This is a genomic window from Halopseudomonas pelagia CL-AP6, assembly GCF_000410875.1.
GTDB classification, from domain to species: Bacteria; Pseudomonadota; Gammaproteobacteria; order Pseudomonadales; family Pseudomonadaceae; genus Halopseudomonas; species Halopseudomonas pelagia.
The window spans coordinates 246,257-260,767 of sequence record NZ_AROI01000009.1 but is presented as its reverse complement, the minus strand read 5'-3'; the positions used below and the strand labels follow the sequence as shown (position 1 = coordinate 260,767).

At 57.3% G+C, this 14,511-nt stretch carries 17 protein-coding genes; 1 reads left to right on the top strand and 16 read right to left on the bottom strand.

Going from position 1 to position 14,511, the window contains the following annotated elements:
- Nucleotide 1: 1 nt before the first annotated feature.
- The 15 genes from K787_RS0108735 to K787_RS0108665 form a co-directional block, all read right to left on the bottom strand.
- On the bottom strand, nt 2-1,126 hold the full coding sequence (locus tag K787_RS0108735; protein ID WP_022962416.1) for an ABC transporter ATP-binding protein: 1,125 nt from the start codon (nt 1,124-1,126) through the stop codon (nt 2-4).
- A 97-nt stretch (nt 1,127-1,223) separates the two neighbouring features.
- Nucleotides 1,224-2,225 (bottom strand): extracellular solute-binding protein, encoded by a 1,002-nt coding sequence (locus K787_RS0108730; RefSeq protein ID WP_370736725.1) that lies wholly within the window; start codon nt 2,223-2,225, stop codon nt 1,224-1,226.
- Between the two features lie 435 nt (nt 2,226-2,660).
- On the bottom strand, nt 2,661-3,437 hold the full coding sequence (locus K787_RS0108725; protein ID WP_022962414.1) for a TatD family hydrolase: 777 nt from the start codon (nt 3,435-3,437) through the stop codon (nt 2,661-2,663).
- Between the two features lie 11 nt (nt 3,438-3,448).
- Nucleotides 3,449-3,805, bottom strand: coding sequence for a PilZ domain-containing protein (locus K787_RS0108720; RefSeq protein ID WP_022962413.1), 357 nt, complete (start codon nt 3,803-3,805; stop codon nt 3,449-3,451).
- Between the two features lie 32 nt (nt 3,806-3,837).
- Entirely contained in the window at nt 3,838-4,824 is a 987-nt protein-coding gene (locus K787_RS0108715) for a DNA polymerase III subunit delta' (RefSeq protein ID WP_022962412.1), read from the bottom strand.
- Entirely contained in the window at nt 4,817-5,449 is a 633-nt protein-coding gene (gene tmk / locus K787_RS0108710) for a dTMP kinase (protein ID WP_022962411.1), read from the bottom strand. The genes K787_RS0108715 and tmk overlap by 8 nt, the downstream gene beginning before the upstream one ends.
- Complete coding sequence (gene mltG, locus K787_RS0108705; protein WP_052185340.1) at nt 5,446-6,579, bottom strand: endolytic transglycosylase MltG; 1,134 nt, start codon at nt 6,577-6,579, stop codon at nt 5,446-5,448. Before mltG ends, tmk begins: the two co-directional genes overlap by 4 nt.
- Nucleotides 6,519-7,355 carry an aminodeoxychorismate lyase gene (gene pabC, locus K787_RS0108700; protein ID WP_022962409.1) on the bottom strand — a complete coding sequence of 279 codons (837 nt, stop codon included), beginning with the start codon at nt 7,353-7,355 and terminating at the stop codon, nt 6,519-6,521. The genes mltG and pabC overlap by 61 nt, the downstream gene beginning before the upstream one ends.
- A complete protein-coding gene (gene fabF / locus K787_RS0108695; protein ID WP_022962408.1) occupies nt 7,355-8,593 on the bottom strand; it encodes a beta-ketoacyl-ACP synthase II in 1,239 nt (412 codons plus the stop codon). Before fabF ends, pabC begins: the two co-directional genes overlap by 1 nt.
- Before the next feature lie 221 nt (nt 8,594-8,814).
- A complete protein-coding gene (gene acpP / locus K787_RS0108690; RefSeq protein ID WP_022962407.1) occupies nt 8,815-9,051 on the bottom strand; it encodes an acyl carrier protein in 237 nt (78 codons plus the stop codon).
- Nucleotides 9,052-9,234: 183 nt separating this feature from the next.
- Nucleotides 9,235-9,978 (bottom strand): 3-oxoacyl-ACP reductase FabG, encoded by a 744-nt coding sequence (gene fabG, locus K787_RS0108685; RefSeq protein ID WP_022962406.1) that lies wholly within the window; start codon nt 9,976-9,978, stop codon nt 9,235-9,237.
- Between the two features lie 2 nt (nt 9,979-9,980).
- Nucleotides 9,981-10,928, bottom strand: coding sequence for an ACP S-malonyltransferase (fabD, locus tag K787_RS0108680; protein ID WP_022962405.1), 948 nt, complete (start codon nt 10,926-10,928; stop codon nt 9,981-9,983).
- Between the two features lie 109 nt (nt 10,929-11,037).
- Complete coding sequence (gene plsX, locus K787_RS0108670; protein WP_028614756.1) at nt 11,038-12,060, bottom strand: phosphate acyltransferase PlsX; 1,023 nt, start codon at nt 12,058-12,060, stop codon at nt 11,038-11,040.
- Between the two features lie 3 nt (nt 12,061-12,063).
- A complete protein-coding gene (rpmF, locus tag K787_RS24660) occupies nt 12,064-12,246 on the bottom strand; it encodes a 50S ribosomal protein L32 (protein WP_084671990.1) in 183 nt (60 codons plus the stop codon).
- 21 nt (nt 12,247-12,267) lie between these two features.
- On the bottom strand, nt 12,268-12,792 hold the full coding sequence (locus K787_RS0108665; RefSeq protein WP_022962403.1) for a YceD family protein: 525 nt from the start codon (nt 12,790-12,792) through the stop codon (nt 12,268-12,270).
- A 114-nt stretch (nt 12,793-12,906) separates the two neighbouring features.
- Between K787_RS0108665 and K787_RS0108660 the strand changes: the two genes are divergently transcribed.
- Nucleotides 12,907-13,485 carry a Maf family protein gene (locus tag K787_RS0108660; protein ID WP_022962402.1) on the top strand — a complete coding sequence of 193 codons (579 nt, stop codon included), beginning with the start codon at nt 12,907-12,909 and terminating at the stop codon, nt 13,483-13,485.
- An 11-nt stretch (nt 13,486-13,496) separates the two neighbouring features.
- On the opposite strand, the gene sppA is transcribed toward K787_RS0108660, so the two are convergent.
- The gene (sppA, locus tag K787_RS0108655) at nt 13,497-14,510 is read right to left on the bottom strand and encodes a signal peptide peptidase SppA (RefSeq protein WP_022962401.1); all 1,014 of its coding nucleotides are present in this window, start codon (nt 14,508-14,510) and stop codon (nt 13,497-13,499) included.
- Between the last annotated feature and the right edge of the window lies 1 nt (nt 14,511).

The following is a 14,511-nucleotide window of genomic DNA, read 5'->3' as shown; positions in this document are numbered from 1 at the left end:
TTTATGCCGGCTCCGCAGCAAAGTACAGCGCCTGATCAGCCGTCCAGCCGATCTGCAAGCGGTCGCCCTCGCGCAGGCGTGCGTACTCCGGTGTTTGCGGCAGGCGCACCGTCAACTCAGGGCCGCCTTGCAGACCGCTGACGCTGATGCGGCTATTGGCACCATCAAACAGCAATGTGTCTATCTGCACCTCTAGCAGATTGTCCGCCTGCGCAGACGTGCCCGGGAGAAAAGGCGTTATGCTTTCTGGCCGGACATACAAACTGACCGGCTGATTGGCCGTCGCCAGCACCGAACCTGCCGCCCGTGCCCTGAGCTCCTGCCCAGAATCCGCGCTAGCTGAAAGACCAAGGCGGACCACGCCCTCGCGCACCAAAGTACCTTGCAGGCAATTGGAATCGCCAACAAAACCCGCGACAAAGGGCGTCGCCGGCTGATAATAAAGCGTTTGCGGGCTAGCCACCTGCTCGAATCGGCCCTTGTTCATGACCGCAACCTGATCGGACATCACCAGCGCTTCGGACTGATCGTGAGTGATATAGACAAAGGTGGTGCCGAAGGTTTGCTGTAATTGTTTTAGCTCGACCTTCATCTGTTCACGCAGTTTCAGGTCCAGCGCGCCTAGGGGTTCATCCAGCAGCAGTACAGCCGGCTCCAGAACCAGACAACGGGCAATGGCAATCCGTTGCTTCTGCCCACCGGAGAGCGCATCAGGCTTGCGTTTACCAACATCCGGCAGACCAACCCGCTCGAGCATATCGCCGACGCGGCGGCGAATATCTGCCTTGTCCGCGCCACGGCGCTTGAGACCGTAGGCAATATTGTCCTCTACACTCATCATCGGAAACAGCGCAAGATGCTGAAATACCATGTTCAGCGGGCGTTTGTTGGGCGGTATGCCCAGCATCGACTGGCCCTTGATACAGATATCACCACTGTCTGGCTCCAAAAAACCCGCAAGCATGCGCAGCAAAGTGGTTTTGCCGCACCCGGATGGTCCGAGAATGGAAAAGAACGAGCCTGAGGGAATATTGAAGGATACGCCCGCTACTGCGGGCTGGCCGGCAAACTGCTTGTACAGTGCCCGGCACTCAAGGTCGAGGGGCTTGCTTGAATTCAAAGGCATGGACAGTCCATTACCGGTGCACCGCACAGCCACCATAGCTGCGCGGTGCCAGAAAGGCTAAAACAATTAGCCAAGCTTAAGCGCAGTTGCCGGCATGTCACTTGGCGGCATTGATGCGATCAAGTATGCGCCCTTCCAAGTTCTCAAGCCCCGCAGGTACCGGCGGATACCACTTGATATTGTCCAGCGCCTGCTGATTGAAACTGCTTTCAAAACTGGCTTTAAGCTTCTCATCAACAAACTCTTCTGCGCCCTTGGCCGCCGTGAAGTTACCCGCCGACTGGGTGATCTTGGCAGCCACTTCAGGCTGCATGACAAAATTGATCCACTGGTAGGCCGCTTCGTCATTGCTGCCACGGCGCGGCAAGGCGAAGGTATCGATCCAACCCAGCGCTCCACTGGTGGGTGCAACGAAGCGGATCTGCGGATTCTCTGCCTGCAGCTTCCAGCCACCTGCATCCCAGCCCTTGGCCGCCACCACCTCACCGGACGCGACCAGGTTGATCAACTCATCACCGCCGCTCCAGTAGGCCTTGACGTTGGGTTTGCAGGCAATCAGCTTTTCTTCCACCTTGGCCATGATGCTGGCATAGGCTTGTTCATCGTCATACGCAGCGAAGGGATCCTCGCCCATGGAGAAGGCCATACCAATCAGTATGGGTCGGCGCAGCCGGTATGATACCTTGCCTGCCAGCTCCGGTTTGCACAGGTCGGCAAAATCCTTAACCTCCCCGGCAACGCTGTCGTGCACGATCAACCCGGTCGTACCCCACACGTGGGGAACGGCATAGACATCCTCACCCACGCTGGTGTTGCGGCGGGTGGCCGCCAGCATGGAGTCGATAAACAGCGCCGAATCGATCTTGCTTAGGTCCATCGGCTTGTAAATGCGAAACTCTTGTTGCGCACTGGTGATACGATCCTGGCTGGGCTGCACCAAATCAAATCCTGCGCCGCCAGTGGCGCGCAGCTTGGAAATCATATCCTCGTTGTTCGACAGGGTGACCTGAACCTTGATGCCCGTTTCGTCTTCAAACTGGCTAACCACTTCCTCCGGCGCGTAACCACCCCAGGTCAGCAAGCGCAGCTCCTGCGCCATGGCGGTCAACGGAAGGGTGAGGGTCAACACGGCGGGGAGGAGAATCTGCTTCAAGCGCATGGCGGCAATCCTTTTGATGTCAAAGTCTCAACAGAAAATAGGTCGAACCTTAGGTCGAACCTTAGGTTTCACCCATGACAGTATAGTGACAGCTCGCTCGTTTGCTGCCGGACTCGCGCAAACTTAACAACCGATCACGATAAGTTGCGTCTCGCGTATTCCAAATCAGTTTATAAAACGATCTCAATACGCTGGCAACCTGAGCGTTTTCGGCAATACTCACTATGTCAGGCTAGCGGCGTCCCCCCCAGATGCCGCTCCTGTGGGGATGGGGCGTTAGCACGCCGCTCATCCTTGCAACACTCCTAATGGTCTTGGCCCGAATTCTTCCCCCAGAGTTCGGGTTTTTTTTGCCCCAAACGCCCTGCCTCGCCATTAACGCGCTAGAGGGAAAAGCCGGTGGAAATTATCTGTGGTGTTCTGCCAAAGCAGCTCCAGCGGTTCGCCACGCAAGTCCGCTAGAAAGGCCGCCACATCACACACAAATTGCGGCTCGTTGGGTTTGCCGCGATACGGGACCGGGGCCAAATAGGGGGAGTCGGTTTCAACCAGGAGACGATCCGCAGGGACGCGCCGCGCAACCTCGCGTAAAGCTTCGGCGTTGCGGAATGTGACGATGCCCGACAGCGAAATGTAGTAACCCATATCCATCGCTGCGCGAGCCATATCCCAGTCTTCGGTAAAGCAGTGCAGCACACCGGCATTCGGCAAAGCGGCTTCACGCAACAACCTCAGCGTATCGGCACGCGCCTCGCGCGTATGAATGATCACCGGCTTTCCGGTCTGACGAGCCGCCTGCAGATGACACTGCAACGAAAGCTGCTGCTGCGCGGCCATGTCTGGCTGGTAATGGTAATCAAGCCCGGTTTCGCCGATGGCAACCACCCGTGGGTGGTCCAAGGCGTCGAGCAACCAGGCGAGGTCGGTGGGTGTTTCACGGGTCAGATCCAGCGGGTGGATGCCCACGCTGCAAAACACATCGGCGTGTAGCTCGGCAATCCGTTTAACCGTGGGTGCGTTGGCCGCATCGACACCGATGCATAAAAACTTTCCCACGCCACGCTGTCGCGCTGCATCGAGTGCCGCGTCCAGCGAACCAGCATGGGCAGTTAGATCCAGGCGGTCCAGATGACAATGTGAGTCGATCAGCATAGCTAACCCGATTACATCGTATGAGTAGGACGATCTGACTTGAGCGCGCCGGCCAGATAGGTTTCGATCTTGCTACGGGCGGTATTGTCCTGATCGCTGAACTGCACACCGATACCCGCAGCCCGGTTGCCCTGAGCCCCCTTGGGGGTAACCCAGATAACCTTGCCGGCGACCGGGATTTTTTCCGGCTCGTCCATCAGGTTCAACAGCATAAAGACCTCATCACCCAAGCCGTAGCTTTTATTGGTGGGGATAAACAGCCCGCCGTGTTTGACGAAGGGCATATAAGCGGCATACAGAACCGATTTATCCTTGATGGTCAGGGATAAAATGCCGTTACGCGGGCTTGGTGCTGTCGGGTTACTCATAGCTTACTCATTCTGGTCGTTATGCGGGCAGATTAACGCTTTTCCAGTAGTTTTTTCCACTCAATCAACAGCGCTTCTACAAACAGTCCGCGATTCAGGTTGGCCTTGCCCTGCACCATAGCACGGTGGGCCAATAGCCAGGCCTGCCAATCCATCAATTGTCGGGCGCTGGGGAAGCGCACTACATAGCCAAGCACTTTGTCCATATCCTGATTAGTCGCAGCGTCTTGTGCCTTGGTATGCAGTTTGAGCAGATCCAGCGTCCAGCTGCAGAACCAGTCCAGCAGAAGTTCCAGCGGATACTTGGACCAAGACTCGGATACCTGGCCCGGCGAGCGTTCCTGCTTGATCAATGCCTTGACGTCAGCCACTACCTGCTGACGCATGGCAACGGCGTCCAGTGCATGCAATGCCAAAGCACGCAGCGGAGCGCCTCCGGCCATGATTAATAGCGCCTGATGCTGCTCCACTGGCAATTCTGGCAGCGCCGTGGCCAGCCAATCCAGGGCTTCGGCGTTGGACGGTGCCGGCAGAGTCTGCACCCGGCAACGGCTGCGAATAGTAGCCAGCAGACGACTGGGTTGATCACTGACCAACAACAGGTAAGTGTCGCGGGTTGGCTCTTCCAAGGATTTGAGCAGCGCATTGGCGGCATTTTGATTCATCGCCTCGGCAGGATGCAGGACGATCACCTTGTTGCCGCCCTGCTGTGCCGTCTGACCGATAAAATCCACCAGTTGACGCACGGCATCAACCCGAATAGCTTTGCCCTCCTCCTCGGGCTCGAGCAACAACATATCCGGATGACTGCCGGCTTCACGCAGCTGACAGGCCCGGCAACGGCCACAGGCCATACCATGCTGGGGCTGATCGCAGAGCAGAAAAGCGGCAAAGGCATTGGCAAAACGACGCTTGCCAACGCCTGGCAGGCCACTGAACAAATAGGCGTGGGCGTGCTGGGTTTGCGCCGTCAGGTTGCTCCAGATCGGCGCATGCCAGGGGCAGGCTACCTCAAGCATGCCAGCGCTCCAGCACTTCTGTGATCAAAGGCTGCATGCCCGCCTCGACCTGCTCCAGGTCACCACGGGCGTCGATTACCCGGTAGCGTGTTGGCTCGGCGGCTGCGCGCTGCAAATAGGTTGCGCGCACCGCTTCAAAAAAGGATTGCTGCTCGATTTCAAAGCGGTCCAGTTCGCTGCGCGCGCGCGCGCGGGCCATGCCCACTTCGACCGGCACATCAAAAATGACCGTAAGATCGGGCCGCAGATCGCCCTGGACCCAGGTTTCCAGGCTGGCAATACGTTCAACCGGGATACCCCGTCCACCGCCCTGATAAGCATAAGTAGCATCGGTGAAGCGGTCACTGATAACCACGCGCCCCGCTGCCAGCGCAGGCTTGATCAGGCCGTCCAGGTGTTGCGCCCGCGCAGCAAACATCAACAGCAGCTCAGTATCGGCGCACATGGCTTCTTCATGGTGACTTAGCAGCACTTCGCGGATCCGCTCGGCCACTGGGGTGCCACCCGGCTCGCGGGTCAGCAGCGGCTCACAACCGGCGGCGCGCAGCGCCTTGGCGAACACCTGCAAGTTAGTCGATTTGCCCGCGCCTTCGGGCCCTTCAAAGGTAATAAAAAGTCCACTCACTGGTCAGCTTCCTGGTTCTGGACCGCCGGTGCGGGGCTAGAACGATAATCGGCGGCACGTTGCTCGATCTGAAAACGACGTACAGCGCGATTATGCTCCTGCAGATTATTCGAGAAAATATGGCTGCCATCGCCCCGAGCGACAAAATACAGACTCGTTCCGTCTAGCGGGTTAACTGCTGCCATCAAAGCGTCGCGGCCCGGCATGGCAATCGGCGTTGGCGGCAATCCATCAATAGTGTAAGTGTTGTAGGGCGTAGGTTGGCGAAGATGACGCAAGCGAATCCGACCCTCGTAATCATCACCCATACCGTAGATGACCGTGGGGTCTGTTTGCAGCCGCATACCAATCTGCAGGCGCCGAGTGAATACGCCGGCAATTTCCCCCCGCTCATGAGGCACACCGGTTTCCCGCTCGATAATAGAGGCCAGAATCAAGGCTTCGTAGGGCGTGCTGATCGGCAGATTCTCGGCGCGTGACGCCCAGGCCTCTTCCAGCACGCGCTGCATGCGCTCATAGGCCCTGAGCAGAATGTCCCGATCGCTCATGCCAAAGGTGTACTGGTAGGTATCCGGAAAGAACTGGCCTTCAGCATGCACGCCGTCCAGCCCTAGCGCATCCATGACCTGCTCCATCGACCAGTCTGGTTCCAAGCTCTGCTGCAGGCGTTCGGCACGGCTCAGTTGGTCGCGCACCTGCTTGAAGGTCCAACCCTCCACCAGCGTCACGCTGCGCTGCAATACACTGCCGCTCGCCATGCGTTGCAACAGGTCATTGGCGGTCATGCCCGGCTCCATGACGTATTCACCGACCTGCAAAACAGCGCCGGGCTTTTGCCACTGCCAGTAACGCCGCAACCAAACCGAACTATGCAGAACGCCTTGCTGCTCAAGCTGCGAAAAAATACGCGCAGGGCTACTTCCAGAGGGTACGTCCAGGCTTTGCACCAGCTCCACCTGCAAAGGCTGATCAAGCGCCGACTGCAAGGTAAAATATGCCCATAGCGCACCACTAATCGTCATAATTACTGATAAAACAACGACTAATACGAACAACCTAAGAATTGACTTCACTTCATTACCTGCTCTACCAGTGTCTGGGCGTACTCTGTATGAGGCCCTACAGGCCATGCATGCTGCTCAAGTGCGACGATCGGCCAAATGCCATAAAGGCTGTTACAGCAGAATAGTTCGCTAGCCCTGGTCAACATGGGGTAATCCATCTCGGCCTCTTCAACCTGCTCGCCGTGGGCACGCAGTTGGTCCAGTAAATACTCACGCATCACCCCGCGTACACCGCACTGAGTGAGCGCCGGCGTCAGCCATTTGCCGTCCACCCGGACGAAAAGATTGCTCATGGTACATTCGATGGGCAGTCCTTGCGTATCGCAGACCAGCCCTTCGGCGTATTGCGGATCGGCCCACTCACTGCGCGCCAGCACCTGCTCCAGGCGATTAAGATGTTTGATGCCAGCCAACAGTGGCTGACGGGCCAGGCGGGTAACACATGGAAATAAGCGAATACCCGCTTGGGTACGCTCGGCAGGATAACTCGCAGGCGGAAAACATTGCTGAATCCGCACGGCACGGGCAGGCGCGGGAATAGCATAGCCACGTTGGCCGACCCCACGGGTCAGCGTAAGCTTGATAACCCCCGCCTCCATACGCTTGGCCAGATCGCGCCACTCGCCGGCCACCAACGGTATCTCAGCCTGCAACCTCAAAGCCCGCAGGCCACGCTGCAGGCGTGCCAGGTGATAGTCGATCAGCGGAATTTTCCCCTGGCTCACACGTAGCGTTTCAAACAGGCCATCACCATAACTCAGCCCGCGATCGGCGACCGGCAACTGATCGGCGGGCTGACCGTCAATCAGGCACTCGGGCAAGGTGGCGGTGGTCATACCCATCAGATGCGACGGAATACCAGGCTACCATTGGTGCCGCCAAACCCGAAGGAGTTGGACACAGTGACCTCCAGAGCCCTGGGCTGCGCTTCATGGGCAACATAGTTGAGATCGCAATCCACGTCCGGATTATCCAGATTGATGGTGGGCGGTGCCACTTGATCTCTCAACGCCAGGACACTGAAAATGGCTTCTACGGCACCCGCAGCGCCCAACAAATGGCCGGTCATGGACTTGGTAGAACTGATCGCCAAGATGGCGGCGTGCTCACCGAATACCGACTTGACCGCACGAGTCTCGGCTAGATCGCCAGCCGAAGTGGACGTACCGTGGGCATTGATATAGCCCACCTGATCGGCGTTCAGACCCGCGTCGTTAAGCGCGTTCTGCATGCACTTGGCGCCGCCGCGTCCGTCCTCCGGCGGTGCCGTCATGTGGTAGGCATCGCCGCTCATGCCAAAGCCGATCAACTCTGCGTAAATGGTCGCACCGCGGGCCTTGGCGTGCTCGTACTCTTCCAAGACCAATGCGCCGGAGCCATCGGATAATACAAACCCATCACGGTCTTTATCCCATGGGCGGCTGGCAGCCTGGGGGTCATCGTTGCGTGTAGAGAGCGCGCGGGCCGCACTGAAACCGCCTAGCCCCAAGCCGCTGGTGGCCATTTCCGAGCCACCGGTGACCATCACATCCGCTTCGCCGTAGACGATATTGCGCGCCGCCATGCCAATGCTGTGGGTTCCGGTGGTGCACGCCGTGGTCAGCGCATAGTTGGGGCCCTGCAGGCCGTACTGAATAGAGAAGTACCCGGCCACCATATTGATGATCGAACCAGGCACAAAAAACGGAGAGATGCGCCGCGGACCGCTATTAAGCAACAGCTCGTGGTTTTTCTCGATATTGGTCAGGCCACCGATACCCGAACCCATAGAGACACCAATGCGATCGCGATTGGCATCGGTGACTTCCAGGCCGGAATCAGCCAGAGCCTGCATGCAAGCGGCAATCCCGTACTGGATAAAGAGATCGAGTTTGCGGGCTTCCTTGGCGGCCATGTAGGGCTCGATATCGAAGTCCCGAATGGAGCCTCCAAACCGAGTGCCAAACGCGCTGACATCCATATGCTCTATGGGGCCGATGCCACTTTTGCCCGCCAGGGCGGCCTGCCAACTGCTGTCGACTGAATTACCCAGGGGGGTCAACATACCCAAGCCGGTTACCACGACGCGTCTGCGCGACACAGGATGCTCCTTATTCAACTCTTTAGGGACTTCTGATCAGCTATTACAAGCCAGGGAACGAGACCCCGGTTTGCGTCAATCGCGTATTGTCCGCATAAAGGACCTGCTCGGCAATATAAGCCGGGCAGATTACTCCGCCAACGAACAATCTAGACAAACAAAAAAGCCGCAGATCCATTACGGAACTGCGGCTTTTTCAGTACAGTCAGCTAACTGCGTGATTACTTCTGATGAGTATTCACGTAGTTGATAGCTTCCTGAACGGTGGTGATTTTTTCAGCATCTTCATCCGGAATCTCGGTCTCGAATTCTTCTTCGAGAGCCATGACCAGCTCAACGGTATCAAGCGAGTCAGCGCCAAGGTCTTCAACAAAAGAAGCACTGTTGGTCACTTCTTCTTCTTTGACGCCGAGCTGCTCGGCAACGATTTTCTTGACGCGTTCTTCGATGGTACTCATACCTTGTTCTCACTCCTGGTTGCAGTTCCGGGAAGCCGGACTGCGGGTAGTTTATAGAAACAATTTGCGTCATTTCAAGCACGAATCGTTTCTATCTCAAAGAGGTCAAGGCCACTGGGCCTTCACCGCGTAAAAAATACCCCTGCATTCCGGGCCCTAGAGCCCATTCCAGAGGGGCGTAGCTTAACTCATATACATTCCACCATTCACCGGAATGATTGCTCCAGTGATGTACCCAGCCGGCTCGCTGGCCAGAAACTCGACCACTGCAGCGATTTCTTCTGCCTGCCCAAGACGCCCGAGCGGGATTTGTTCCAGCATTGCAGAGCGCTGCCCTTCATTCAAGGCCTTGGTCATATCGGTGTCAATAAAACCCGGCGCTACCGCATTGACGGTGATCGACCGCGAGCCTACTTCGCGAGCCAGTGCCCGGGTAAAACCTTCCATCCCGGCCTTGGACGCAGCGTAATTGGATTGCCCCGCATTACCCATACCCGCGACCACCGAACTGATGTTGATAATACGCCCCCAGCGAGCTTTGGTCATGCCCCGCAGTACCGCCTTGGACAGGCGGTAAACAGAACCGAGATTGGTATTGATCACCTCGTCCCATTCGTCATCTTTCATGCGCATCAGCAAGTTATCGCCGGTGATGCCTGCATTATTAACCAAAATAGCCGGCGCACCGAACTCCTGAGCAACCTGCTCAAGCACCGCGGCAACCGAGGCCGGGTCACGTACATCCAGCTTCATACCTGTGCCGGAATAACCCGCCTGGGTCAGCTTGGCGGCGATAGCCGCAGCGCCATTGTCACTGGTAGCGGTGCCTATTACAGTGGCACCCTTGGCTGCCAGAGCGTGAGCAATGGCTTGGCCAATACCACGACTTGCGCCGGTGACCAAAGCAACTTTTCCCTCGAGACTCATGTTCAGGCTCCTTGTATAAAGTGATTCAGGGTTGCGGAAAAGCCATCAACCGATTCCAGATGATGAGTATTCACGCCCTTTGCGCAGCGCTTGTTCAGCCCGGAAAGCACCTTGCCCGGCCCACACTCGACCAAATCAGTCACGCCCTGTTCCGCCAGCCAGACGATACTCTCTACCCAGCGCACCGGATTATACAGCTGCTCCACCAATAGGTGACGCAGGCTATCCAGATCGGCTGCAGGACGCGCCGAGACATTCTGCACCAGAATCATCTGCGCAGGCTGCCAATCAAGCCCCGCGAAATCCTTGCCCAGCTGTTCGGCAGCCGATTGCATCAAGGCACAATGTGATGGCACGCTGACCGGCAAAGCGATGGCTCGCTTGGCACCAGCGGCCTTGCACCCAGCTATCGCCCGCTCTACCGCGGCTGCCTGACCAGCAATAACAACTTGCCCTGGCGCATTGAAATTGACCGCACTGACCACGTCGCCCTGGGCCGTCTCTGCGCAGATATCGATAATCTGCTGATCTTCCAGCCCGAGAATCGCCGCCATCCCGCCCTGCCCCTGGGGTACCGCTTGTTGCATCAATTGGCCACGGCGCTCAACCAGACGCAGGGCATCGGCAAAGCCGATTACATTTGCCGCCACCAACGCGGAGTACTCACCCAGGCTGTGTCCAGCGACATAGGCTGGCCGTACATCAGTCTGCGCGCACCAGAGACGCCACAAGGCTACAGAGGCAGCAAGAATAGCGGGCTGGGTAATATCGGTGCGATTAAGTTCGGCTTCTGGCCCCTGCTGACAGATTTTCCACAGATCGTAGCCCAAGGCCTCAGACGCCTCAGCGAAGGTATCGGCAATCAGGCCGTGTTGCTCGGCTTGGCCAGCCAGCATACCAATCGCCTGAGAGCCCTGCCCCGGAAATACGAATGCGAGGGTTTGAGTCATACCATCTTCCTCATTTTATTATCAAAACCAGTGTAACCAGCGTGCATGTCTAGCGCCGTACGAATTGCAGGTTGGATGGTCGCGATGACCAACAGGTCACAATAAGGCTTCATCTCAGCGGCCAACTCAGGCCCTCGAGCCTCGCAGCGAGACGCTGCGGCAGACCGGCACGACTCACCTGCACCGCCTGCTGGATAGCAGTGCAGAAAGCCGTCTCATCGGCATTGCCATGACTTTTGACCACTACGCCGTTCAACCCGAGCAAGCTGGCTCCATTGTAGCAGCCGGGATCATGCCGCCGGACCATCGGTTTCAACGCGCCGCGCAGCACCGGCGCCAAACAGCGCAGCAACAGACTACTGCCCAGAGCATTACGAATTTCACCCTGGAGATAGCCAGCAAGCCCCTCACTGGCCTTGAGCACCACATTGCCAACAAAACCGTCACAGACCACCACATCAGCGTCGCCGCGAAAGAGCGCATCGCCTTCAACATGACCGATGTAATTCACCCGATCACTGTCGCGTAGCAGTTGGGCCGCCTCACGCACATTCTGCGACCCCTTGTTCACCTCACTGCCGATATTCAACAGCCCGACACGAGGCCTGTCGATACCGCAGATTTCGCTGGCTGCCTCCGATCCCATGATGGCGAACTCGAACAACTGCCTGGCGGAGCAGTCCACATTGGCGCCCAAATCGAGAAGAAAACAACAGCGGCCGGCTACCGGCAGTGCCGCCATGATTGCCGGACGCTCGATACCTTGCAGCGTACCCAGCAGCGCCCGCGACAGCACCATCAATGCACCGGTATTACCCGCGCTCAGACAGCCATGTGCGCGCCCATCCCTGACTTGCTCGATGGCCACACGCATGGACGCATCCTTCTTGCCGCGCAAAACACTGGCAGGAGGATCATCGGCGAGAATGACTTCAGTTGTGGGAACAAGCTGGAAACGTTCGGGGGGGAGACGATGTTGTTGGCAAAGCGTGAGGACGGGGTCGGCGGAGCCAACCAAAAGAACATGCAGATCAGGCATCATCTGCAAACTGCGGGCAACCGCAGGAATAATGCAACGGGGACCGAAGTCCCCGCCCATCACATCAATCGCAAGACGGACTGACGTGGACAAGACTTACTCGTCGTTGTCCTTGTTGACTATCTGACGGCCACGGTAAAAGCCATCTGGAGTCATGTGGTGACGAAGATGAGTCTCGCCAGTGGTGCTGTCCACTGACAGAGCCGCTGAAGTCAGTGAATCGTGTGAACGACGCATTCCGCGTGCGGAACGAGACTTTTTGTTCTGCTGTACAGCCATGGCGATAAGCTCCTAAGCTTTTCAGGTATCACGTTTTAACGATGCCAACACACTAAAGGGATTAGGCTTCTCAGTCTTTTCCGCTTCAGGCTCCTCTGGATCGGGTTGATAACCCCGAGGATGCTGACATGTTTCCATTGGATGCATTGGAACTGCAGGCAGAGCCAGGAGCAGTTCATCCTCGATCAGCGCATGCAGATCCAGGGGTTCATCATCCATAACAACCGGTTCATAGTGCCGCGGCAGTTGTTTGGCTGCCTCGTCACTGGTTACAAAACCCACGTCACACTGACTATCAAGCGGTACCACCACCTGTTCCAAGCAGCGCTGACAAATCAGTGCTACCTCGACCTGGTAGTGTCCGTGCAGGGTAGCAATACCCTGCTCGTCCCGCGCAAAAGCGAGTTCAACTTGAACGTCCCCGGCAGGAGCGTCCAACAGGGCACTCAGGCGTGGCATCTTGACGGCAGCAACGGTTCCTTTCAGAACGATTTCGCGGTCAACCAGCTTGCGTGGCTCTATGTGTGCAGGTATGGGTCCAGACATAAGCGCGCAATTCTAGGCATCATGCGCCCCGCTGTCAAAACTATTTGCAGTTTAATCACAACCCCGGGTGCCGGGGTTAGAATGCAGCCTCCACTCCCTAGTCAGGTCAATAGCATGCTGCCCATTGTACTCGCCTCCAGCTCGCCCTATCGACGCGCCCTGCTCGAACGATTGGACCTGCCCTTCAACTGGGCCGCACCTGAGATTGACGAAACGCCGAAGCTCGGCGAAAGCGCAAGACAACTGACCCTGCGCCTAGCCCAAGCCAAAGCGTCGGCGCTGATTCACCAGTATCCACAACACCTGCTAATCGGCTCTGACCAGGTCTTGCTGTTGGATGGCGCCGCCGTTAGCAAGCCGGGCACTCACCAGGCAGCGCGCGAGCAACTACGAGCATGCAGCGGCAGGACGCTGACTTTTCTCACCTCACTGTGCCTACTTAATAGCCAGAGTGGTGAAAGCCAGTGCGTAGTCGAACCCTTCGAAGTGGTATTCAGGACGCTGAACGCAGAGCGCATCGAGCGCTACCTATTAAAGGAGCAGCCCTATGATTGCGCAGGAAGCTTCAAGATGGAGGGGCTAGGCATTACGCTTTTTCATGCACTACACGGCGATGACCCCAACAGCCTGATCGGACTTCCATTGATCAGGCTGTGTGACATGCTTATAAAGGAAGGGGTCGATCTACCCTGAGCAGCACAACCTCAGCGTAGCACTGGCGCACTCAAACCCAGGTGCGTTGCCAGGGTATTGCCGATACTCGTACCCAGCTGGCGCGAGAAGCGCTGGAAGGGCGACTCGCGATGGGTAAAGTCAACCAGCTCCTCCACACCAATAATATCCCGCGCCACCGCCGAGGTACTGGCCAGCCCATCAACCAGGCCCAACTCCACGGCCTGCTCCCCAGACCAGACCAGACCACTGAACATATCCGGATGCTCCTTGAGACGATCCCCTCGGCCGGCTTTTACCTGCGCAATGAACTGCTGATGAGTGGTTTGCAGAACGTCCTGCCAGAACGCGCGCTCTTCCGGCTTTTCTGGTTGGAAGGGATCCAGAAATGCCTTGTGCTCACCCGCCGTATAGGTGCGCCGCTCGACACCGAGCTTCTCCAGGGTATCGACAAAACCGAACCCGGCGGCCGTCACACCAATTGAACCCACCAAACTGGCCTTGTCAGCATAGATCTCGTCTGCAGCGGCAGCGATATAGTAAGCGCCAGAGGCACCCAGATCAGTGATCACCGCATAAACTTTCTTGTCTGGATACAAAGCACGCAGGCGTTTGATTTCATCATATACGTAGCCAGACTGTACTGGGCTACCGCCCGGACTATTGATGCGCAAAATGACGCCACGTGTCTTGTCGTCCTCAAATGCGCTACGCAAGCTGGTGACCAGATTATCTGCACTAGCCTCCTGCTGATCGGCAATAATCCCGCGCAGCTCGATGACAGCGGTGTGCGGCTTGCTAGCCGAGCTGGCCCGATCCAACGAGGAAAATGGAGAAAACAGCATGATCGCGCCGAACAGATAAACAAATGTCAGCGTCTTGAAAAAAATACCCCAACGCCGCGAGCGACGCTGCTCCTGCACCGACGCCAGCAAGCCCTTTTCCAGAAGCTCCCAGGCCTTACGGTCTTCACGGCTTTTCAATGCCGCCTCCCGAGTTTGCTCACGATCCTGCTGCGGACTCTCGGTCCACTTATCCGATGACATG

What these genes read in the sequence shown, in the direction of transcription:
- sppA (WP_022962401.1), bottom strand. Translation starts at nt 14,510, where the DNA reads ATGTCATCGGATAAGTGGACCGAGAGTCCGCAGCAGGATCGTGAGCAA.
- K787_RS0108730 (WP_370736725.1), bottom strand. Translation starts at nt 2,225, where the DNA reads ATGGCGCAGGAGCTGCGCTTGCTGACCTGGGGTGGTTACGCGCCGGAG.
- fabG (WP_022962406.1), bottom strand. Translation starts at nt 9,978, where the DNA reads ATGAGTCTCGAGGGAAAAGTTGCTTTGGTCACCGGCGCAAGTCGTGGT.
- K787_RS0108725 (WP_022962414.1), bottom strand. Translation starts at nt 3,437, where the DNA reads ATGCTGATCGACTCACATTGTCATCTGGACCGCCTGGATCTAACTGCC.
- K787_RS0108665 (WP_022962403.1), bottom strand. Translation starts at nt 12,792, where the DNA reads ATGTCTGGACCCATACCTGCACACATAGAGCCACGCAAGCTGGTTGAC.
- rpmF (WP_084671990.1), bottom strand. Translation starts at nt 12,246, where the DNA reads ATGGCTGTACAGCAGAACAAAAAGTCTCGTTCCGCACGCGGAATGCGT.
- K787_RS0108660 (WP_022962402.1), top strand. Translation starts at nt 12,907, where the DNA reads ATGCTGCCCATTGTACTCGCCTCCAGCTCGCCCTATCGACGCGCCCTG.
- acpP (WP_022962407.1), bottom strand. Translation starts at nt 9,051, where the DNA reads ATGAGTACCATCGAAGAACGCGTCAAGAAAATCGTTGCCGAGCAGCTC.
- K787_RS0108715 (WP_022962412.1), bottom strand. Translation starts at nt 4,824, where the DNA reads ATGCTTGAGGTAGCCTGCCCCTGGCATGCGCCGATCTGGAGCAACCTG.
- K787_RS0108720 (WP_022962413.1), bottom strand. Translation starts at nt 3,805, where the DNA reads ATGAGTAACCCGACAGCACCAAGCCCGCGTAACGGCATTTTATCCCTG.
- pabC (WP_022962409.1), bottom strand. Translation starts at nt 7,355, where the DNA reads ATGGGTATGACCACCGCCACCTTGCCCGAGTGCCTGATTGACGGTCAG.
- mltG (WP_052185340.1), bottom strand. Translation starts at nt 6,579, where the DNA reads ATGGCCTGTAGGGCCTCATACAGAGTACGCCCAGACACTGGTAGAGCA.
- K787_RS0108735 (WP_022962416.1), bottom strand. Translation starts at nt 1,126, where the DNA reads ATGCCTTTGAATTCAAGCAAGCCCCTCGACCTTGAGTGCCGGGCACTG.
- fabD (WP_022962405.1), bottom strand. Translation starts at nt 10,928, where the DNA reads ATGACTCAAACCCTCGCATTCGTATTTCCGGGGCAGGGCTCTCAGGCG.